Origin of the sequence: Haloplanus litoreus, assembly GCF_045690335.1 — an archaeon.
Classification (GTDB): domain Archaea; phylum Halobacteriota; class Halobacteria; order Halobacteriales; family Haloferacaceae; genus Haloplanus; species Haloplanus litoreus.
Genome location: NZ_CP147874.1, coordinates 1,974,411 through 1,993,167, shown reverse-complemented (window position 1 = coordinate 1,993,167; position 18,757 = coordinate 1,974,411). Strand labels below are relative to the sequence as shown.

The 18,757-nt window shown below is 64.8% G+C and carries 19 protein-coding genes; 3 read left to right on the top strand and 16 right to left on the bottom strand.

Features of this window, described 5'->3' with window-relative positions; translation table 11 throughout:
* Nucleotides 1-3 precede the first annotated feature (3 nt).
* From V8686_RS10820 to V8686_RS10810, 3 genes are read right to left on the bottom strand one after another with little or no spacing between them, the layout of a single operon-like run.
* On the bottom strand, nt 4-3,261 hold the full coding sequence (locus V8686_RS10820) for a molybdopterin-dependent oxidoreductase (protein ID WP_379704055.1): 3,258 nt from the start codon (nt 3,259-3,261) through the stop codon (nt 4-6).
* A complete protein-coding gene (gene nrfD, locus V8686_RS10815) occupies nt 3,258-4,529 on the bottom strand; it encodes an NrfD/PsrC family molybdoenzyme membrane anchor subunit (protein ID WP_379704053.1) in 1,272 nt (423 codons plus the stop codon). The genes V8686_RS10820 and nrfD overlap by 4 nt, the downstream gene beginning before the upstream one ends.
* 4 nt (nt 4,530-4,533) lie before the next feature.
* Nucleotides 4,534-5,565, bottom strand: coding sequence for a 4Fe-4S dicluster domain-containing protein (locus V8686_RS10810; RefSeq protein ID WP_379704051.1), 1,032 nt, complete (start codon nt 5,563-5,565; stop codon nt 4,534-4,536).
* A gap of 345 nt (nt 5,566-5,910) precedes the next feature.
* Here V8686_RS10810 and V8686_RS10805 point away from each other — a divergent pair, with 345 nt between their 5' ends.
* Nucleotides 5,911-7,758 (top strand): bacterio-opsin activator domain-containing protein, encoded by a 1,848-nt coding sequence (locus tag V8686_RS10805; protein WP_379704049.1) that lies wholly within the window; start codon nt 5,911-5,913, stop codon nt 7,756-7,758.
* A gap of 131 nt (nt 7,759-7,889) precedes the next feature.
* Here the strand turns inward: V8686_RS10805 and V8686_RS10800 are convergent, their stop codons facing one another.
* Nucleotides 7,890-8,306, bottom strand: a complete 417-nt coding sequence (locus V8686_RS10800) for a DUF302 domain-containing protein (RefSeq protein WP_379704048.1) — start codon at nt 8,304-8,306, stop codon at nt 7,890-7,892.
* An 84-nt stretch (nt 8,307-8,390) separates the two neighbouring features.
* Between V8686_RS10800 and V8686_RS10795 the strand changes: the two genes are divergently transcribed.
* Entirely contained in the window at nt 8,391-10,235 is a 1,845-nt protein-coding gene (locus V8686_RS10795; RefSeq protein WP_379704047.1) for a hybrid sensor histidine kinase/response regulator, read from the top strand.
* Nucleotides 10,236-10,413: 178 nt separating this feature from the next.
* The gene (locus tag V8686_RS10790) at nt 10,414-11,004 is read left to right on the top strand and encodes a response regulator (RefSeq protein WP_379704046.1); all 591 of its coding nucleotides are present in this window, start codon (nt 10,414-10,416) and stop codon (nt 11,002-11,004) included.
* A 108-nt stretch (nt 11,005-11,112) separates the two neighbouring features.
* On the opposite strand, the gene V8686_RS10785 is transcribed toward V8686_RS10790, so the two are convergent.
* The 12 genes from V8686_RS10785 to V8686_RS10730 form a co-directional block, all read right to left on the bottom strand.
* Entirely contained in the window at nt 11,113-11,469 is a 357-nt protein-coding gene (locus V8686_RS10785) for an RNA polymerase Rpb4 family protein (RefSeq protein ID WP_379704045.1), read from the bottom strand.
* Between the two features lie 7 nt (nt 11,470-11,476).
* Entirely contained in the window at nt 11,477-11,767 is a 291-nt protein-coding gene (locus V8686_RS10780) for a 50S ribosomal protein L21e (protein ID WP_379704044.1), read from the bottom strand.
* Between the two features lie 52 nt (nt 11,768-11,819).
* The gene (locus V8686_RS10775) at nt 11,820-12,086 is read right to left on the bottom strand and encodes an elongation factor 1-beta (protein ID WP_379704042.1); all 267 of its coding nucleotides are present in this window, start codon (nt 12,084-12,086) and stop codon (nt 11,820-11,822) included.
* 2 nt (nt 12,087-12,088) lie between these two features.
* A complete protein-coding gene (locus V8686_RS10770; RefSeq protein WP_379704040.1) occupies nt 12,089-12,268 on the bottom strand; it encodes an HVO_2753 family zinc finger protein in 180 nt (59 codons plus the stop codon).
* Between the two features lie 94 nt (nt 12,269-12,362).
* A complete protein-coding gene (locus tag V8686_RS10765; RefSeq protein WP_379704037.1) occupies nt 12,363-12,707 on the bottom strand; it encodes a hypothetical protein in 345 nt (114 codons plus the stop codon).
* Nucleotides 12,708-12,801: 94 nt separating this feature from the next.
* Nucleotides 12,802-14,019, bottom strand: a complete 1,218-nt coding sequence (locus V8686_RS10760) for a tripartite tricarboxylate transporter permease (RefSeq protein WP_379704035.1) — start codon at nt 14,017-14,019, stop codon at nt 12,802-12,804.
* Nucleotides 14,020-14,127: 108 nt separating this feature from the next.
* Nucleotides 14,128-14,472: a 50S ribosomal protein P1 gene (rpl12p, locus tag V8686_RS10755; RefSeq protein ID WP_379704034.1), complete on the bottom strand. Its 345-nt coding sequence runs from the start codon at nt 14,470-14,472 to the stop codon at nt 14,128-14,130.
* Between the two features lie 18 nt (nt 14,473-14,490).
* On the bottom strand, nt 14,491-15,549 hold the full coding sequence (locus V8686_RS10750) for a 50S ribosomal protein L10 (RefSeq protein WP_379704033.1): 1,059 nt from the start codon (nt 15,547-15,549) through the stop codon (nt 14,491-14,493).
* Complete coding sequence (locus V8686_RS10745; protein WP_379704031.1) at nt 15,546-16,184, bottom strand: 50S ribosomal protein L1; 639 nt, start codon at nt 16,182-16,184, stop codon at nt 15,546-15,548. Before V8686_RS10745 ends, V8686_RS10750 begins: the two co-directional genes overlap by 4 nt.
* Nucleotides 16,185-16,326: 142 nt before the next feature.
* On the bottom strand, nt 16,327-17,091 hold the full coding sequence (locus V8686_RS10740; protein WP_379704029.1) for an ABC transporter ATP-binding protein: 765 nt from the start codon (nt 17,089-17,091) through the stop codon (nt 16,327-16,329).
* Nucleotides 17,091-17,807 (bottom strand): ABC transporter permease, encoded by a 717-nt coding sequence (locus tag V8686_RS10735; protein ID WP_379704027.1) that lies wholly within the window; start codon nt 17,805-17,807, stop codon nt 17,091-17,093. Before V8686_RS10735 ends, V8686_RS10740 begins: the two co-directional genes overlap by 1 nt.
* A 2-nt stretch (nt 17,808-17,809) precedes the next feature.
* Nucleotides 17,810-18,745: an ABC transporter substrate-binding protein gene (locus V8686_RS10730; protein ID WP_379704025.1), complete on the bottom strand. Its 936-nt coding sequence runs from the start codon at nt 18,743-18,745 to the stop codon at nt 17,810-17,812.
* Between the last annotated feature and the right edge of the window lie 12 nt (nt 18,746-18,757).

The following is an 18,757-nucleotide window of genomic DNA, read 5'->3' as shown; positions in this document are numbered from 1 at the left end:
AGATCACCGCCGCTCCACGTCGACGAAGGCGTCGTACTGCGCATTGCTTCCACCAACGAGGTCCGAGAGCCCGGTGTCGCCGAGCTCCTCGTCTAACGGCTGGACGTGATTGATCGCAAAGCCGGCGTCGCGCCCCTTCGCGTACCCGGCCTCCTCGGTCATCGGCTCGTCGAACTGATAGGAGCTGTGACCATCGGCTTCGACCGCCGGCTGTGTTTCGCCGTCGATCGTCTCGGCCGTCGCACCGCCACCCGTTCGACCCCACCCCCACATCGCGCCGACGACGCCAGGGCGGATTCCGCTCGTGACCATCGCGACTGCGTCGACGCTCTTGCGGCCTGCATCGATGACGATCTCGTCGCCGTTCTCGATGTCTCGCTCCTCGGCGTCCCGAGGGTTGATCCACACGGGGTTCTCCGGGCGGGTCTCACGGAGCCACGGGCTGTTCTGGGTGCGGTGCATCCCCTGGGTCCGGGGTTTCCAGTTGATCAGCCGGAGCGGACGCTCCCGATCGTCGTCGCCGCTCACCGCGGCCTGCACGGTTCCGTCGTAGTGCTCCACGTCGTCGACCCTCGGGAGGGGATCGAAGCGCTCGCCGGTGAAGGAGTGTTTCCCCTTCGGGACGACCTCGCTATAGAAGTCGACACGGGACTCGAGTTTGTACCGCATGTGCTCGCCGTCGTAGGCGTTCGACTCGTCGCCGCGCTCGGCGTAGTCGTAGCCGTGACCGTGCTCGGCGAACGCCTCGTCGTAGCCCTCGGTCGGCTCCTCGAAGCGACCTCCCCGATTCAACACCGTGACGACCTTCGGCCACTCCTCGTCGGTGACGGCCGCGCGCCAGCGGTCGAGGTCGAACTGCTCGCCGAGCCCGTTCTCGTGGCTCTCGCGGAACACCCGCCGCTCGTCCTCGCTCGCGTCTTCGACCGGGTCGCGGCCGTACGCGATGTTGGCTGCGAGTTTCAGGTAGAAGTCCTCCGCCTGTTCGAGGGGCCACAGGTCGCCGTTCGCATCGGGAATGGCGTCCGCACCGACGCCGGGGAGGTCCAGTTCGGACCACAACTCGATGAGTACGTCCTCGAACGGACGCGCGTTGGGGACGACCGAGACCGCCGGCTGGCTGATCTTCTCGTCGGCCAGCCGCTTGTTCGGGTACGTCCCGAAGTTCTCCCACCGTTCGAGGTAGGTCGGTTCTGGCAGGATGTAGTCGGCGTACTGGCTCGTCTCGCCGATGACCGTGTCCGAGGCGACGATCAGCGGGATCGTCTCGGTGTCCTTGAGGATCGCCGGGATCTCGTCGCCGCCGGCGACCGCCATGACGTGGTTGTTCGAGTACGGCCGGATGAACAGCGCCTCGACGCCGTACGGGTACTCGTCGGCAGCGCTGCCGTAGAGCTCTTGGGTCGCCTGCGGCGGCGCGACGGGGAACCACGGCCGCTTTGCCGGGTAGCCGCCGTCGCGATCGAACAGCGAGGTGTCCTCGTAGTTGACGCCGCCCCGAAGCAGGGGGATCCCCCATGGCGAGTGCCCGTCGAGGACCGAGCCGAGTTCGTACCGGCCGGACAGAGTGTCGTATCCCGCATACGGCGTGATCTGGCCGCCCTTCCAGTCGTAGTTCCCGATGAGATGCTGGAGGGTGGCGATCGCTCGCGTGTTGTAGAAGCCGTTGGTGTGCTTCGCCGGGCCGCGGTAGGCCATGATCGCCGCCCGCTTGCCGTGGCTTGTGAACTCGTCTGCGATCTCGGCGATCTGGTCGGCCGGCACGCCGGCCATCTCGGCGTACTCCTCGACGGTGTGCTCGAAGACGCGCTCGCGGTACTGGCTCCAGACGCTTCGAACCGCCGTCCCGTCGACCGTCACGTCGACGTCGAGAACGGCCGTGTCGACCTCGCTTGCGGGGCGCGGCTCGCCCGTCGCCGCGTCGACGGCGACGAAGTCGTCGGCGGTGTCGGCGCCCTCAGGAACGAGCCCGAGATCGCTGGCGCGCGCCTTCGGTCCCGCCGGCTCGTCGACGAGGACGAGGTGCGTCGCGTCGCTCCACGTGGGTTCGTCGTCGTCGCTCGCGGCCGACTGCGAGGGGTTCTGAAGATACGTCAGATCGTGACGGTCGTTCTCGATGATCCACCGCGCCATCCCGAGCGCGAGCGCTCCGTCCGCACCGGGTTCGACGGGGACCCACGTGTCGGCCTTCTCCGCGGTCTTCGACAGGCGCGGGTCGACGACGTCCATCCGCATCCCGCCCTCGATGGCGTTCGTCAGCTTCGGCGCGAGCCACGTCGGGCCCTTGTTGGCGACCATGGGGTTGGTCCCCCACGTGATGAGGTACTCGCAGTTCTCGATGTCGGGGTACTGTCGCTTCTTCTGTGCGGCGTGGGAGCGAACGTTGCCCATCACGCTCGAGACGCCGCAGGTCCCGGCGTGGTGGATGCTGTTTACCGATCCCAGTCCCTGATGCCAGAGTCGGTTCCGAATGAAGTTGCGGCGGAACCCGCCGACGTCGACGATCTTGTTGGACTTCGGCCCCAGATCGGGGTGGTCGGTGTCGATGAGGTCGTCCGCGTACTTCTCGTCGAACTCCGACTTGGACAGCTCGCCGTTCTGGACGGCCTCCCAGTCACTCATTACCGCATCCTGTGGAGCGTATCCCCAGATGTCTTCGAGTCCGGGGTGGCCGAGGTCCTCGTCGCCCTCGACGATGTCCCGAATGGCTTGGTCCCACGAGACGGTCTTCCACTCGCCCGACCCGCGCGGGCCGACTCGTTTCATCGGCTGACGGACGCGGTAGCTGTCGAAGGCCGTCTGAATTCCCGCCTGCCCTTTTAAGCAGATCCGGCCGCCAGAGAGCGACCAGCGGTCGGTGTCGACGTCGCCGCTCCCCTCGACGTTGCCCATCGCCACGTCCTCCGGGTCGCTCTCGTAGGGCACCTGCGAGAACGGCTGCGTGTTGAGGAACGAGTACGGGTTCCCGGCGAGCTTCCGGACGAGGGAGCTGTACTCGCCTGTCCCGCTCCCGTCCGCGAGCTGGACCTTGATCGGACAGAACGTGTTACACTGTCCGCAGGTGGTGTGAATCACGTCGCTCGCGCCGTACTCGCCGTAGTCGTCCCCGACGTAGTGGTGCTCGTCGTCCGTCCACAGGTCGTCGACGTCTACCTCGACCGCGACGTTGCTGGCCGCCGCGACGACTCCGATACTCCCGACCGCCTTGACGAAATCACGGCGCGAAATCCCCGCGCCGCTATCGCCCGAATCATCAGTACTCATTCGTGGTCACCTCCGGTAAGTGGTGTCAACGGCAGTGTCTCCGCTCCGAGCGTGTACAACAGCAGGCCGACACCGATTATGCCGATACTTGTCCCCCACTCGACCATCGTCGGGAAGTACGACCCGTGGGGGAGTCCCTCCATCACCGGCATGACCTGTGCCGGGACGACGATGTTGAATCGAACCGCGATGATCCCGATGACGACGCTCAGCCCCGCCAGCACCATCACCGCCGGCGTTCGCCGCCACGACTTCTTGGTCAGCAGAACCATCGGGAACACCCAGCTGAAGCCGACCATGAACCACCAGAACGACCACGACATCGGGCCGAACATTATGACCCGCCAGGTTTCGATTTCGTGAGGGTGGACGCTAGCGATCGCGATGAACGTCTCGATGGCGGTCAGGGCGGCGTCGACGATAATGAAGCCGATCAAAAGCTGTGCAAGTCGGTCGAGCAGATCCGGATCGACCGAGTCGCCGTCGAACAGTCGGGTCCGAAGCACGTAGATCATCATCACGAGCGCGGTCCCGCTGAGCAGCGCGGAGATGACGAATATCACCGGGAACAGCCCGCTGTTCCAGTAGGGGCGGGCCTTCGAGACGGCGAACAGCACGCCAGTTCCGCCGTGAACCATGAAGATAGCCAGAGGAATCCCAACGATGCCGGCTCGCTTGAGCCAGCGCCGGTCGAACGATTGGGACTCCTCGCTCGTATCCAGCCGACCGAGCGCGAGCGCCGCGTAGAACCGTTCTTCGACCCCCGAGGTGCGCTCGGCGACCCGCGCGAGATCGATCCGCATCGAGAAGTACAGCTCCGTGACCAGAATCGCGATGTAGGCCACGTAGGCGTGGACCTCCCACGAGAGCGCGGAGGTCAGCTGGCGCCAAATGAACGGGAAGTACATCCGATCCATCCGCCCGAGGTCGATCCAGACGAACAGCAGCGCCACCGCCATGCTGATGATGGCCGCGAACAGCGCGTCGCGGTCGATCCTGTGCATTCCCTCGACCTCGAAGACGTTGGCCATCGTACTCACGAGGAACGCGCCGGCGGAGAGGCCGACGAAGTATATGTAGAAGGCGACCCACGCGCCCCACGGGACGATACTCGTGAGGTTGGTACTCGCCATTCCGCCCGTGAGCCGGAGGTACGTCGCGTAGACGCCGACGGCGACGAGTACGCCGACGACCGCGTACCAGGCGACGCGTAGCCGGTCGTCTTCGAACCCCGGATCGAACTCGAAGCGTGAACTCTGTGTCGACATCGGTCTATTTGAGGTAGTAGACGTTGGGGTCGGTCCCCTCGTCTTCTTTCAGTTGGAACGCGCGTGACGAGTCGGCCATCTGTGCGACGTCGCTGTCGGGGTTCTCAAGGTCGCCCATGTTCCGGGCGTCGCCGACGCACGTCTCGACGCACGCCGGCTCTTCGCCGCGCTCTAACCGGTGGGTACAGAAGCTGCACTTGCGGATGTTGCCGATCGGCGATTTCCCCTCCTCGCGCGGTCCGCGGTCGACACCGTACTCGGGGCTGGTCAGTTCGCCGGCTTCGTCGACCTCGTCGTCGTAGTTCTCGCCGAAGTCGAAGTACCGCGCGCCGTACGGGCAGGCGATGTTGCAGTACCGGCAGCCAATACACCGGTCGTAGTCGATGTTGACCACGCCGTCGTCCATCTTGTACGTCGCCGAGACCGGACACACCTGCACGCACGGCGGGTTGTCACACTGCATGCACGGTCGAGGCACGTTCGTCCGCGTGACGTTCGGGAACTCCCCGTGTTCCTCTTCCATCACGACGTTGTACGAAACCCCTGGTGGTGTCCGGTTTTCGGACTTACACGCAACCGTACACGAGTCACAACCGACACACTTCTGCAGGTCGATCACCATCCCCCACTTCTCGTCACCTTCGCCAATCCCACCGTCGGGCTCGTCGCCTTCAGCCTGCGTCGACTCCGCCGCAACGGTGTCCATCGATCCGACGGCACAGCTCAACGACTCGGCCGTCTCCGTCGAGACAGTCTGGTCGCCCGCGTCAACCGCGGGGTTCGGTGTCTCGTGATACGCATCACCGAACTCGGCAGCTGCGGCTTCATCGTACTGCTCCCAGTACTCGTCGCCGGACAGTTCACCGCGAGCGACGCGCTGTGCGTCCGCGGCCATCGAGACGCCGAGATCCGTGTCCGCATCGACGTCTGCGAGCTCCTCTCGCGGGTCGGGGCGCTCGTTCTCAACCATCGCGTCGAGGTCAGCTTTCCCGACGTTCGGAATACCGGGAAGCGTGTCGTCGTCTGTAGTGCTCATCGCCACCACCCGTCACCGGTCGTCTTGCCGACGAACACCTGCTCCCGCGTCGGCCGGTCAGTCCTGGAGTTCATACACGTAGTCGTACGGAGCGCCCCGTGGAGAAGGTGATACCAATATAGTCTGAGTCGGTCCGAAACTCGAGAGACACCCTACATCGAGAGTACCAATACTGTTTGGGTCGGGATCAGTCGGGGACAACTCGGGCCGCGTCTCGAGCGAAGCACCGACCACAGGGATTATTCGGAGAGATCAGTTACCTTCGAGTATGGATTGCTCGAGTCGAAGCGGACGAACGCTCCGCGGCCGAGGGTCCCTCGGCCGTCGGAGACAGACACGAACCGTATGAACGGGATTATTGCCCTCTCGATCGGACTGCGGCTGCTAGGCGTCGGGTATTCGATTCTACTGCTCGCTCGCACCCGCGACCGCCGGTTCGGCTTCCTGACGCTGCTGTTTTCCTTTATGACGCTTCGGCAACTGCTCACCGTACAGACGGCGAGCACTGGGCTCGAAGAGCTTCCCGGCCTCGTTGTGAGCGCGCTCACCTTGCTGACAGTGTACTACCTCTCAGCGTACATCACCGATGAAGACGCCCTCAAGACGGAGCTTCGGACGGTAAACGAGCGCCTCCAGAGCTTTCGGAAGGCGATCGAACACGCCGGGCACGCGATTTTTCTCACCGACTCCAACGGGACTATCGAGTACGCAAACCCGGCTGTCGAGTCGGTCACTGGGTACGAGCGGGACGAGGTGATCGGAGAGAATCCCCGGCTCTGGCAATCCGGGAAACACGGCGACGACTTCTACGCAGATCTCTGGGAACAAATCACGTCAGGGTCGGTCTGGGAGGGCGAGCTGACGAATCGCCGGAAATCGGGTGAGCTCCGGTGGATAGACGCAACGATCGCACCGATCGTCGAGGATGGGGACGTGAATCGTTACGTCGCGATCGAGCGCGACATTACCGAACGGAAGGAGCGCGAAATACGCATCGAGGACCAGAACGAGCGCTTAATCGTACTGAACAACACGAACGAAGTGCTCCGCGATATCAACCGCGAACTCGTCGCTGCGTCGACACGCGACGAGATCGAGGCCGCCGTCTGTGAACAGTTCGCCTCGTCGGATCTCTTCGATGTGGCTTGGATCGGTAGTCGAGGACTCGTCGACGGCTCAGTTAGCCCGCACTCGTGGGCCGGCAGCGACCTCACCTCCCTCGAGACTCATATCGAAGCAATGTGTACCGCCGATCCGACACCGGTCGAGCAGGCACTGGAGGGACCGGACCCAGTGTTTACCGACGTAGAGGACGGCCAATTGCAGACAGCCGGCAAAAAACGGTGCGTCGTAGTTCCGCTCGCCTACCGCGACGCGGAGTATGGCGTCCTTGGTGTAGTGACTAACAACCCGAACGCGTTCGACCTGATCGAACGGGAGGTGTTCGCCGAACTCGGCCAAACGATCGCAGACGCCATCAGCGCTGTCGAGAGCAAGCAGACGCTCATTTCCAACAGCGTAACTGAGTTGGAGTTCCAATTGGCAGGAATCGACGAGCCGTTGGCGAAGATGGCAGCACAGCTCGATTGCACGGTCACACTCGAGCATGTCGTCGATGATGGTGACGAGAATCAGATCCAGTACGTCACCGTCACCGGGCCCGAGCCGGAAGTCGTCGTCGAGTACGCGACCGACGCCGACTTCATCGGCACCGTACAACACGTCTACACATACGAAGACCGGGCGCTTTTCCGGCTATCGGTCGACGATCGGTCGGTCGTCACAACGTTAGCGCAGTACGGGGCAAGCATCGAGTCGTTGTCGATTACTGGAACCACCGGCCGACTGGTCGCACAGGTGGCCAGTTCGAACGATATTCGAAGCGTCGTCAACGCGCTTCGGACGACCTACGATGGACTAACGCTGATCGCACAGCGAGAGCGCGAGCGGGACGTACAGACTGAAGCCGCCTTCCGAAAACAGCTGACAACTGCGTTGACGGAGCGACAACGAGAGGCAGCGCGAACCGCGTACTTTTCGGGGTTCTTCGATTGGCCCCGTGAGCACAGCGGAGAGGAAGTCGCGTCGATGATGGATATCTCACAGACGACGTTCACCCAGCACCTTCGGGCCGCGGAAAAGAAACTCTTCGAGACCCTGTTCGACGAGACATTGACCACCTTCCCCGGATGAAGCCGTGGGATTCCCAAGCGTCTGGATATCACGGTTTACAGTCCCTGTTCTCTCGGTGTGAACCGCCCGCTCTCGCGGTCGAACAAGAAGACTCCTAGCTGGGTCAAGCGGTCGGATGAAGCCATCGCAACTCAGCTCTCAGATGCGGGTTCGAACTCGTCTGTAACGGCTGCCAGTACACGCTCGAATCGCTCGGTGACCTCGATCGCGATGGAATCTAGCGCGTCATTGTCCGCGATCCCGACCAACTGCTCCGGGTCGACCGCACTCACCACGACGCCACCATCATCACTCTCGTAGACGATGACGTTACAGGGTAAGAGCGCACCAAGTTCGATTTCCTCGGTCAATCCGTCGAATGCCAGCGGGGGATTACACGCACCGAGGATCCGGTACTGACGGAACTCTTCGCCGAGTTTCTCTTCGAGTGTCGCCTGGATGTCGATGTCACAGAGGACACCGAATCCCTCATCTTTGAGTGCAGCGTTCGTTGCGTCGACGACGGCGTCGAACTCGCCAGAGACTGACGTCTGTATTGTGTATTCCATGAAATATCATACCTCGTCCACGGGGTTAACCGTTGGGTGCCCAAACGGCGTACTTTTAATTGAACCCTCACGCAACACGTGTGGATGAACGAGCGCAGCGCCCCGGGGACCGTTCTGGTCGTCGACGACGGGGTCGAGTCCGCCGCGTCGACTGCCGAGGCCCTGGCGAGCGAGGGGTTCGACGCCGAAACGGCCGAGACGCCAACCGAGGGACTCGACCGGGTTGGCGACGGCGAATTCGACTGCATCGTCTCGGCGTACGCGATGTCGCCGTACGACGGAATCGAGGTCCTGGAGGCCATCCGAGAGACGGACGACGTTCCGGTCGTCCTCTTCACGGACGAGGGAGACGAGGCGGTTGCGAGCGCCGCAATCGCGGCGGGGGTCACCGACTACGTGCGCAAGGGAACCGGGAGCGACCCGTACGGCCGACTGGCGACACGGGTGGAGCGTGCGGTCGACGAGTACCGAACGCGACGGGCGTCGGCGGTGCGTACCGAGGAGTTGCTCCTCTACGAACAGATCTTCGACAGAATTCAGGAGGGGGCCTGCCTGTACGACGAGGAAGGTCGTTTCCTGATCGTCAACGACTACCTGGCGGAGTTTTACGGGACGACGAAGGGGGCCCTCGAGGGTCGTTCGAGTCGCCTCGTCGACGCGATCCGGGACGAGGGGAGCGAGGAAGAGGACCCCTACCGGAAACTCCTCGACGGGGACCGCGAGTCTGTCGAGGGGGAACTCGAGTTGGAGGTATCGGACAGAGGACAGGTGGTCGTGGACTACCGTCTGGCACCGTTGGAAACCGACGGACCGGTCGAGTGCGTCGTCGGCGTAGCCAGAGACGTGACGGAATGGAGGGCACGGCAGCGCCAGTCGAAACGGGCCCGCGAGGAGTACCGTGAGTTGATCAACGGGACGAACGATAGCGTCTGGGTGATCGACCCCGACGGGCAGTTTCTCGCGGTGAACGACGCGGCAGTCGACCGGCTGGGGTACTCGCGATCGGAGTTTCGGTCGATGAGGCCACACGACATCGACGCGGGTCTCGACGAGGAGAAGATAACTCACCTGATCGAGACCATGCCGGAGGACGGTCGACAGGTGTTCGAGACCGTCCACCGACGGAAGGACGGGGAGACGTTCCCCGTCGAGATCAGCTCCAGTCTGGTCTCGTTCCGGGGAGAGTCCGCGATACTGAGCGTCGCTCGGGACATCACCCAGCGAAAGGAGTACGAGGCCGAACTCCGGGAACAGAACGAACTCCTCGAACAGCAACGCGACGAACTCGAGGTGTTGAATCAGGTGTTGCGCCACGACATCCGGAACGATCTGCAGTTGGTGACCGCCTACGCGGATATCCTGCAGGACTTCGTCGACGAGGAGGGACAGGAGTACCTCCGGACGGTGAGCGAACGAGCGAACCACGCCGTCGAGCTCACCCGTACGGCGCGAGACACGGTCGAGATGATGAACCGGCGCGAGACGGAGAATCGCCCCGTCGACCTCGGGTCGACACTCGACGACGAGGTAGCGAATTTGCGGGAGATGTTCCCCGAGGCCGTGATCACCGTCGACTCCTCGCCTCAGTCGGTCACGGTTCGGGCCGGCGACATGCTCGGGTCCGTGTTCAGGAACCTCCTCACTAACGCCGTCCAGCACAACGACGAGGAGGTACCCGAGGTCACCGTCTCGACGACCGATACCGGCGAGTCGGTGAGCGTCCGGGTGGCCGACAACGGGCCGGGCATCCCCGACGCGCAGAAGACGGATATCTTCGGCAAAGGCGCGAAAGGGCTCGACAGCGCCGGTACCGGACTCGGACTACACCTGGTTCGGACGCTCGTCGAGAAGTACGGGGGATCGGTCCATGTCGAGGACAACGATCCGACGGGATCGGTCTTCGTCGTCGACCTCCCGAAGGCGGACTGATCGGCGTGTCGGGGACGACTGCGGGAGCCGTCGTCGCTGGTGGGGGGTGACGACCGGGACACCGATCCGATCCGATCCGAGCCGGTCCGGTACAGCGAGCGCCGACCGCTCCGGACGGACGGGTCGGTGTCCGATTGACCCGTATCGTTTAACCCGCCACGAACCCGTTACCGTAACGATGCCAACAGCGCAGCCGACCGTTCTCCTCGTCGACGACGAAAAAGACGTCGTCGACGTCTACGCTCTCGCCTTCACCGAGGAGTATTCGGTGCTGGAAGCCTACGGCGGCGAGGAGGCACTCGAGAAGGTGAGCGATGCCGACGTGGTCTTGCTCGACCGGCGGATGCCGGGACTGTCGGGCCGGGAGGTCCTCGAAGAGATCCGAGCGCGGGACCTCGACGTCCGGGTGGCGATGGTGACGGCGGTGGACCCCGACTTCGACATCGCGGAGATGGGGTTCGACGCCTACCTGACGAAACCCGTGGGGGACGACGAACTTCGAGAGACCGTCGACGAGTTGCTCACGCTCTCGGAGTACGACGATCGAATTCGGGAGCGGTTCGCCATCGCGGAGAAACTGGTCGCGCTGGAATCGGAGAAGTCCAGACAGGAACTGGCCGCGAGCGAGGAGTATCGGGCGCTGACGGAGCGCGCGGCGGCACTCGACGAGCGGACCACGGAGACGGTCGGCGAGATGGATTCGGCGGCGTTCGAGAAGGCGTTTTCGGGGGTCGAAGATGCCACGGGAGGCGACACGGACCGTCGGTGACCGGTCGCCGGGGGGAACGGTCGGCTCGTACGGATTGTCGTAACGGTTTCCCGGCGGTCGCCGACCACGGAGTCGGCGGCCCTCGGAAGTGGCTCACAACAGTCGGTATCAGGCGTACTTCGCGACGACGTTCAGAATCTCGTCGAGTTCGTCGCCGTCGAGCGAGTAGCGACCGTGGGCGAACACCGAGCGGAGTTCGTCCCGATCCATCGGGAGCAGATCCGCGATTTTGAACGCCGCAACCTCGTCGACCTGGTCGAGTTCGAGGAGGTCCTCGACGAGGGCACGGGAGTCTTCGGCGTCGAGGACGGCGAACGTGTTGGCGTGTTCGATGGCGCGAGCGAGTTCGTACCGCATCTCACGGTCCACGTCGGCAGCGCGCTCCGCCTCGACTTCGGCGAGGAGTTCCTTGACCTCCGAGACGGTGACGTACTCCTCGTCGAGTTGCTCTTTGAAGATGGTCATCGGGCGACTACTGCTGGGCCTTGAGGTGTGCCGGGCGCGCGATGAGCGTCTTGTCCTTGCCGCCGTCGTTGATCTCGATCTTGAAGGCGCGACCCTGGGTCCCGACGACCGTTCCGGTGTGCCCGTTGAAGCGGGGGTGGAACCGACCCTCGGAGACGCTGGGGTCGAGTTTCAGATGGACTTTCTGACCGATTTCGTACTCCTGAATCGCGCGCTGGGGTGGGGATGCGCCGCGGTCCCGCGGATCGTTCGAGAGCTTTCCGCGCGTCCCTTTCAGCGGACCGTTTGAACTCGGCATTGTCGTGAAGGTGAATACTGTGGTGGCGATTATAAATGGTGCGTTCCGCGCTTCAGATGCGGCCGACGTTCTCGACCGAGACGCTCTCGACGTCGTTGAGACCGGTGAACGCCTCCTCGACGGCTTCGGTACCGCCCGCGTCGTCCGGAACGATGACCGTCGGGAGGAGCGCCACGAGGCCGAACGCGACTTCGTCGCGCTCGAATCCGTTGATCTTCGCACCCTCCGGGAGCGACGCCTCGAGTCGCTCCTGCAGGTCGTCGAGGTCGATTTCGGGACTCTTGGGCATGACCTTCATCTTGGCGGCGACTTTGCCCATCGTTACGGCCCCCTGAACCCACAGTCCGGACACTCGTAGAGGTTGCTCTGTTTACGACACTTTGCACAGCGATAGATCTGGTGACCGCAGTCCGGGCATTTGAACGAAGCGGCGCTCATCCCGGAGATGTTGATGCCACAGGAGACACACTGGCGCTCCTGTTTTCCTTCCGTCTGACTCATACAGTGACGAACCCGCTCGCGGGTTTTAATCGTTGTCTTTCGGGTTGCGAGGCGAACGGTCGGGCGAGACCGGGGGCGGGGCCGATCCGTCGGATCAGCCTGGCGCCCGAAACGCCTTGATCCGGAACCGAAGCACCACCGCCTCGACGGCCGCCGGGTCGCCGGTCCAGGTGATCCGAACCTCCGTCAATCGGTACGCACCGACCGGAATCGTCCGAGTCTCCAGCGTCGCACGCCATTCCGGCCCCTCGACCGTCCGGTCGTCGACCCGGTCGCCGCCGAGAGCCTCCAGATACCGGATTGCCTGTGGAGGCGACAGACCACGGAATCCGCGCGTGATCCGGAGACGCCCGTCGGTCCGGGACTCCTCGATGGGTGGAATGGCGTCGAGGGCCGCCTGTCGTTTCCGATCCGCCGGTGTTAGCGTCCGTGTGGACATCTGTCTTCACCTACTGAAATATAGGCTCACTGAGGATAAAGCGTTGTAGCTGATTCTCCAGTTGTGGGAGCAAAGCCGGCCCGAGACGGCCGGGTCACGGCACGACGATGGCGGGTGCCAGGACTGCCATCAGATGGACCCGTCGGACGCCGAGTAGTGGCGGAAGGAGCCCCACGAGTGCCGCGAGTGCGAACACGGCGAGTCCGAGGACACCCGCGAACAGGGAGACCACCCCCACCAGCACCCCGCCCGTCGCCAGCGACACGCGAGTGTAGTCGAGGCGGCCGACCGTCCGGAGGTAGACGTCGCCGACGGAGACGACGAGGGCGAAGCCGGCGGCAGCGGCGAGACACGCGGCCCCGACGAGCGGGAGCAGGGGATCGGTGACACCCGACCGTTCCATCGCGACCATCACGCCCGTCCGGGGCGTGCCGAGGGCGACGAGGGCGAAAAGCGCGAACACGGTGTTCGCCGTATTGGCGCCACTGGAGGCGACGACGAATCCCCGCGCGCCCGACCGGCCGGGAACGACCGGCAGGACCAGTACCGTACCGACGGCGGCGGAGACGCCGGGGAGGTAGCCGACGAGCGCTCCCGCACCGGCGCCGGCCCCGGCCGACCCGAGGACCGTCCGCCGGTCGAGGGTCACCGTCGGATCGGCCTGTGGCGGGACGCCCTCGCCGGAGAGCGCCTCGATCAATACGGGCGCGCCGAACAGTCCCGCGAACAGCGGCGCGAGAACGCCACCCGTGGCGACGGCGCCGGTCGGCTCCAGGTCGAGAGTCAGCCACCCGAGGCCCGCCGCGACGGCGAGCGTCGCGACGGCGGCGACGCGTCGGCGGCGGGTCGGTTCGGTGGCGACGAGGAACACGGCGACGGCGGCGAGAACGAACGGGATGTGTCGCCGGAGCACGGGATAGACGAGTTCGACGCCGCGGGTCAGCGGCACGGCTGCGGGGAGGGCGACGACGACGGCTAGGCCGCTCCCGAGGGCGGAGAGACGGAGCGCCTCCCGACCGCGGCCGTCGAGAACGAGCCGATGTCCCGGCAACGTCACCGCGGCCGTCGCCGGGTCCGGGACACCGAGGGCGAGCGCCGGTACCACGTCGAGGAAGGTGTGGACGACGCCGGCCGCGAGCATGGCGGCCCCGAGGGCGAGCGGCGGCCCCGGCAGGATGGGGACGACCGACGCGAGCAGGAGGGCGAAGTTGTTGGCGTGCAGTCCGGGCGTCAACCCGCTGCAGGTGCCGAGTCCGACGCCGACGAGCGTGTAGCCGAGCGCCGTGAGACCGACGGGTGCGGGGGCGGCCATCCCGCGGAGGTGGCTGCGTCACCTGGTTTCAACCCTCGGCGTCGACGAGCCCGGGGCTGGACGGGATGGAGCCAAAAAACGGAAGTTCTGGATTCGGGTGGGGCCGATTCAGCCGAAGAGTTCGCCGAGGCCCTCGCCGCTGGCCTCTTCGTCCTCGTCCTCTTCTTCCTCGGCCGCTTCCTCTTCCTCGGCCTCGTCGGCGGCCTCGTCGCCACCGTCCTCGTCTTCGTCGTCACCGGCGGCCGCACCGCCAGCGGCACCGCCCGCAGCGGGCGCGGCAGCGGCCGTCTCGATGGCGTCCTCGATGTCGACGTCCTCGAGGGCGGCGACCAGCGCCTTGACGCGGGACTGCTCCACGTCGACACCGGCGGCCTCGAGGACCGCGGTCACGTTGTCTTCGTTGATCTCTTCGCCGGTTTCGTTCAGGATGAGTGCTGCGTAAACGTATTCCATTGTCGTATATCTCCGTTGTTAGCCGAACATCGCGCCGAGGCCTTCGGCACCGTCGCCGCCGTCGTCGTCTTCGTCGTCTTCGTCGTCGGCGTCGTCGGCGTCCGTCTCCTCGTCGGCGGTGTCCGTCTCCGCCGTTTCGTCTTCGTCGCTCGGTTCCTCAACTCCCGCCGCGGGCGCTTCCACGCCACGCAGTTCCTCCGGGAGTGCCTCGTCGTCGTCGATCAGCGCCGCGAGGGCGCGCACCTGACCGTCCGCCTTGGCCACGAGGTCCGGCATCAGCTCGGGATCCTCGATGGCGGCGAAGAGACCGACCGACTTGGCTTCGCCGGCCGCCTTGGCCAGCAGCGTGCCCGCGGTGCGGGCCGTCGGATAGCTCGCGTTGACGGAGAGGTTGCGTGCGGCGGCCGCGGCCGACTCAACGTCGGCGCGGTACTCGTCGACGTCGATGGCGAGTTCGTCGGGTTCGAACAGGACGCCCTCGGAGTACACCGAGCGCAGATCCAGCCCGACTTCCTTGGGTTCGATACCCAATTCGCCGAGGACGTTCGCGAGTTCGTCGCTGACCTCTCCGCCGGCTTCGAGCACCGTCGAGTCGGCGGTCACCTTGATCGAGCCGTCCATGATGCGGGCTTCCGCGCCCACCTGCTGGAGTTCGCCCACGAAGGGACCGGGATCGACCCCCGTGTCGCCCTCCGGGATCACGATGTCGTTGGGGGCGACTTCCCCCGCGTTGATCGGGGCGGGTGTTTTCGACGCTTCCAGCTGCTGGAACAGCCCGAACGGGTTGTCGTTGGTCCCGATGAGGGCGACCTGTCCCGAGACGTACTCGGCGAGGTCCTCGTATCCCTCGTCGACCTCGTCGAGCGCGCGCCGGAGGAGCGTGTTGCGGCTCATCCGGACGTCGGCGCTCCCGTGCAGGTCGCGACGCATGTTCTGGAGCTGTCGGCTCGGGATACCGGCGACGCCGACGATACCCACGCTCGCGTAGGACTCGATGAACTCGACGAGTTCGTCGACCTCCTCGCGCTTCCACTGGGGGATCGTCTCGGTCTGCCGGACGGCCTCGCTCTCGCTCATGCTTCGACCTCCACGGACGGACCCATGGTCGTCTTGACGTAGATGGAGTCGATGTTGAGCGGCCCTTTTTCCAGTGCCGCCTCGAGGCGGCGGACGATGACGTCGATGTTGTCCGAGATGTCCTCGGCGGACATGTCCTCCGCGCCGACGCGCGTATGGAACGTGCGGCGGTCGCGGCTCCGGATCTGGACCGTGTTCTTCATGCGGTTGACCGTCTCGACGACGTCGTCGTCGGGCTGGAGCGGCGTCGGCATCTTACCGCGCGGCCCGAGAACGGTCCCGAGATAACGACCGATATCCTGCATCATCGGCGCTTCCGCGACGAAGAAGTCGGTTTCGTCGGCGAGGTCCTTGGCGGCGTCGTCGTCGTCACCGAGTTCTTCGAGTTCGTCGGGTCCGAGGACGTCGTCCGCCACCTCCTCTGCACGGAGGGCGGTCTCACCGGTAGCAAAGACGACGATCTGTGTCTCCTGACCGGTTCCGGCCGGCAGGACGACACTCTCGTCGACGCGATTCGACGGGTCGTTGAGATCTAAGTCGCGCAGATTCACGGCGAGGTCGACCGTCTCGCGGAAGTTCCGCGGCGGCGCCTCGTCGAGTGCGCGAGAGACTGCTTGCTCTATTGTATCTGCCATCTTTCACCTCCGTAGTACGCTTTCGCTCCTACGGGTCAGTGAAACAGGCGGTGGCCTGTCTCACCGGAAGGTGGTGGATGGCGGACTTAAGTCCGTCGAACGACGGTCGTGCCGATTGAGGGAGTCGGTACGGTAGTCCGTATCAGTACACCAGTTCGCCGGAGACGAACTTCTCGGTCCGTTCGTCGGTCGGGTTCTCGAACACCCGCTCGGCCGGACCGAACTCGGCGACCCCCTCGCCGAGCACGACGGCGACACGGTCGGCGATGCGCTGGGCCTGATGCATATCGTGGGTGGCGATGCCGACGCCGATGCCGCGGTCGCGGGCTTCCAGGATCGCCTCCTCGATGACCTCGGTGTTCCGGGGGTCGAGATCCGAGGTCGGTTCGTCCAGCAGGAGATATTCGGGGTCGTACGCGACCGCCCGCGCGAACGAAGCCCGCTGTGCCTCGCCGCCGGAGAGCGACCGCGCTTGCTGGTCGAGTTTGTCGCCCAACCCCACGAGGTCGAGCGACTCCGCGACCGCCTCGGGCGTGCCGTTCGACCCCAGGAACGACCACAGTTCGTCGCGGAGCCGGTCGCGCCAGGATTCGCGCACCCGGAGTCCGTATTCGACGTTCCGGGCGACCGTCGCGTCGAACAGGCTCGCGTCCTGGAACACCATGCCGATCCGCCGGCGGAGGCCGAGCCGTTCGTCCTCGACGAGGTTCCACACCGCCCGGCCATCGAACTCGACGGTCCCCGCGCTCGGTTCGATGAACAGCGCGAGGATGCGCAGGATCGTCGTCTTGCCGACGCCCGACGGGCCGATGATGGCGACGACCTCCCCCGGATCGATGGAAAGCGAGAGGTCCCGGACGATGAGTTCGTCGTCGTACGCGTGCGTGACGTTCGAGAGTCGGACCATCAGCGCATCGCCCCCTCGTCGCCGAGCCGAACGACGATTGCGTTCACCGTCAACACGAGTGCCACGAGGACGGCACCCAGCACCATCGCGGTGTCGTACCGACCCTGTCTCGCCTCCAGCTGGATCGCGGTCGTCAGCGTCCGGGTCTGGGAGACACCGTTCGAACTGGTGATGTTGCCCCCGACGATCAGCACCGATCCGACCTCGCTGATTGCGCGACCGAAGCCGGCGAGGATCGCCGTGGCGATGCCGTAGCGGGCCTCCTTGATGACGACGAGCGCGACGTCGAGTCGCGTCCCGCCGAGGACGTGGGCCGCATCGCGGACGTTCTCGCTCACGCCGGAGATGGCCGCGAGACTGATCGCCGTGATCGGCGGCGTAGCCAGGATGAACTGCGACATGATCATCGCCTCCTTCGTGAAGATGAGATCGAGGGGGCCGAGCGGTCCCTGGTTCGAAACGATGAAGAGAACGACCAGCCCGACGACGACGCTGGGAAAGCCCATCCCCGTGTTGATGACCGACTTCACGAACTGTTTGCCCGGGAAGTCGGAAAAGCCCATGATGATCGCCACGGGGATACTGAACAGCGTGCTGAGCGTCACCGCGATGACGCTGACGTACAGCGAGACGTAGATGGTACTCCGGATGTATCCCTCACGAAAGGGCGACTCGACGACGGCAGGCAGCAGGTGAACGACCGGTTCGAACGGCACGGTTACCCGTCCGAGGAGTCGCTACTCCAACCTTCCGGAACGTACTGCTGGAAGTCGGGATTCTCCGAGACCGCCTCCGGGAAGAACAACTGTTCGCCGTTCATCTGGTAGTCCGAGATGGCGTTCTGCGCGCCGGGGCTGGTGATCCAACCGATGTACGCCATCGCGAGGTCGTAGTTGGCGTTGTCGTGGACGCCGGGGTTCACCGCCATGATGCCGTAGGGGTTGGCGAGAATCTCCGGGCCGTCCTCGATCGGCCCCTGCACGAGGATCACGAGGCCGATCTCCGAGCGCTGGGAGATGAAGGTTCCGCGATCCGAGAGCGTGTAGGCTCCCTGCTGGTTGGCGTTGTTCAGGGCCTCGCCCATCCCGCCGCCAATCTCCTGGTACCACTCGCCGCCGGGGTCGGTCCCCGCGGCCTCCCAGAGGTTGAGTTCCTTGGTGTGGGTGCCTGAGTTGTCGCCACGGGAGACGAACGACGCCTCCGCCTCGGCGATGGCGTTGAGCGCCTCGGTCGCCGAACTCGTGCCCTGGATGCCGGCCGGGTCGCTCTCCGGTCCGACGATCACGAAGTCGTTGAACATGAGGTCACGACGGTTGATCCCGTAGCCGTTCTGCATGAACTCGTCCTCGAGTCCCCGGGCGTGGACCATCACCACGTCTGAGTCGCCGTTGCGGGCCGATTCCAGCGCCGCGCCGGTTCCCTGTGCGACCGCGTCGACGGTGACGCCGTACATCTCCTCGAAGTCGGGATGGATCTCGTTGAGGAGGCCCGTATCGTAGGTACTCGTCGTGGTCGTCAGCGTCAGTGTCTCACCCGTGACACCGGCGCCGTTGTCGGTGCTCTGTGCCTGACCGCCGGTGCCGGAACAGCCGGCCAGACCTGCGACGGCTCCGCCACCGAGCGCCGCGACGAACTGACGACGTTGTATCGTCATGGAAACAACGAT

Excerpts from the sequence above, each read along its gene's own strand:
- nrfD (WP_379704053.1), bottom strand. The coding sequence starts at position 4,529 with ATGTCGACACAGAGTTCACGCTTCGAGTTCGATCCGGGGTTCGAAGAC.
- V8686_RS10800 (WP_379704048.1), bottom strand. The coding sequence starts at position 8,306 with ATGGAATACACAATACAGACGTCAGTCTCTGGCGAGTTCGACGCCGTC.
- V8686_RS10795 (WP_379704047.1), top strand. The coding sequence starts at position 8,391 with ATGAACGAGCGCAGCGCCCCGGGGACCGTTCTGGTCGTCGACGACGGG.
- V8686_RS10740 (WP_379704029.1), bottom strand. The coding sequence starts at position 17,091 with ATGGTCCGACTCTCGAACGTCACGCACGCGTACGACGACGAACTCATC.
- V8686_RS10770 (WP_379704040.1), bottom strand. The coding sequence starts at position 12,268 with ATGAGTCAGACGGAAGGAAAACAGGAGCGCCAGTGTGTCTCCTGTGGC.
- V8686_RS10765 (WP_379704037.1), bottom strand. The coding sequence starts at position 12,707 with ATGTCCACACGGACGCTAACACCGGCGGATCGGAAACGACAGGCGGCC.
- V8686_RS10820 (WP_379704055.1), bottom strand. The coding sequence starts at position 3,261 with ATGAGTACTGATGATTCGGGCGATAGCGGCGCGGGGATTTCGCGCCGT.
- V8686_RS10810 (WP_379704051.1), bottom strand. The coding sequence starts at position 5,565 with ATGAGCACTACAGACGACGACACGCTTCCCGGTATTCCGAACGTCGGG.
- V8686_RS10805 (WP_379704049.1), top strand. The coding sequence starts at position 5,911 with ATGAACGGGATTATTGCCCTCTCGATCGGACTGCGGCTGCTAGGCGTC.
- V8686_RS10785 (WP_379704045.1), bottom strand. The coding sequence starts at position 11,469 with ATGACCATCTTCAAAGAGCAACTCGACGAGGAGTACGTCACCGTCTCG.
- V8686_RS10775 (WP_379704042.1), bottom strand. The coding sequence starts at position 12,086 with ATGGGCAAAGTCGCCGCCAAGATGAAGGTCATGCCCAAGAGTCCCGAA.
- V8686_RS10780 (WP_379704044.1), bottom strand. The coding sequence starts at position 11,767 with ATGCCGAGTTCAAACGGTCCGCTGAAAGGGACGCGCGGAAAGCTCTCG.
- V8686_RS10730 (WP_379704025.1), bottom strand. The coding sequence starts at position 18,745 with ATGACGATACAACGTCGTCAGTTCGTCGCGGCGCTCGGTGGCGGAGCC.
- V8686_RS10760 (WP_379704035.1), bottom strand. The coding sequence starts at position 14,019 with ATGGCCGCCCCCGCACCCGTCGGTCTCACGGCGCTCGGCTACACGCTC.
- V8686_RS10750 (WP_379704033.1), bottom strand. The coding sequence starts at position 15,549 with ATGAGCGAGAGCGAGGCCGTCCGGCAGACCGAGACGATCCCCCAGTGG.
- V8686_RS10745 (WP_379704031.1), bottom strand. The coding sequence starts at position 16,184 with ATGGCAGATACAATAGAGCAAGCAGTCTCTCGCGCACTCGACGAGGCG.
- rpl12p (WP_379704034.1), bottom strand. The coding sequence starts at position 14,472 with ATGGAATACGTTTACGCAGCACTCATCCTGAACGAAACCGGCGAAGAG.
- V8686_RS10790 (WP_379704046.1), top strand. The coding sequence starts at position 10,414 with ATGCCAACAGCGCAGCCGACCGTTCTCCTCGTCGACGACGAAAAAGAC.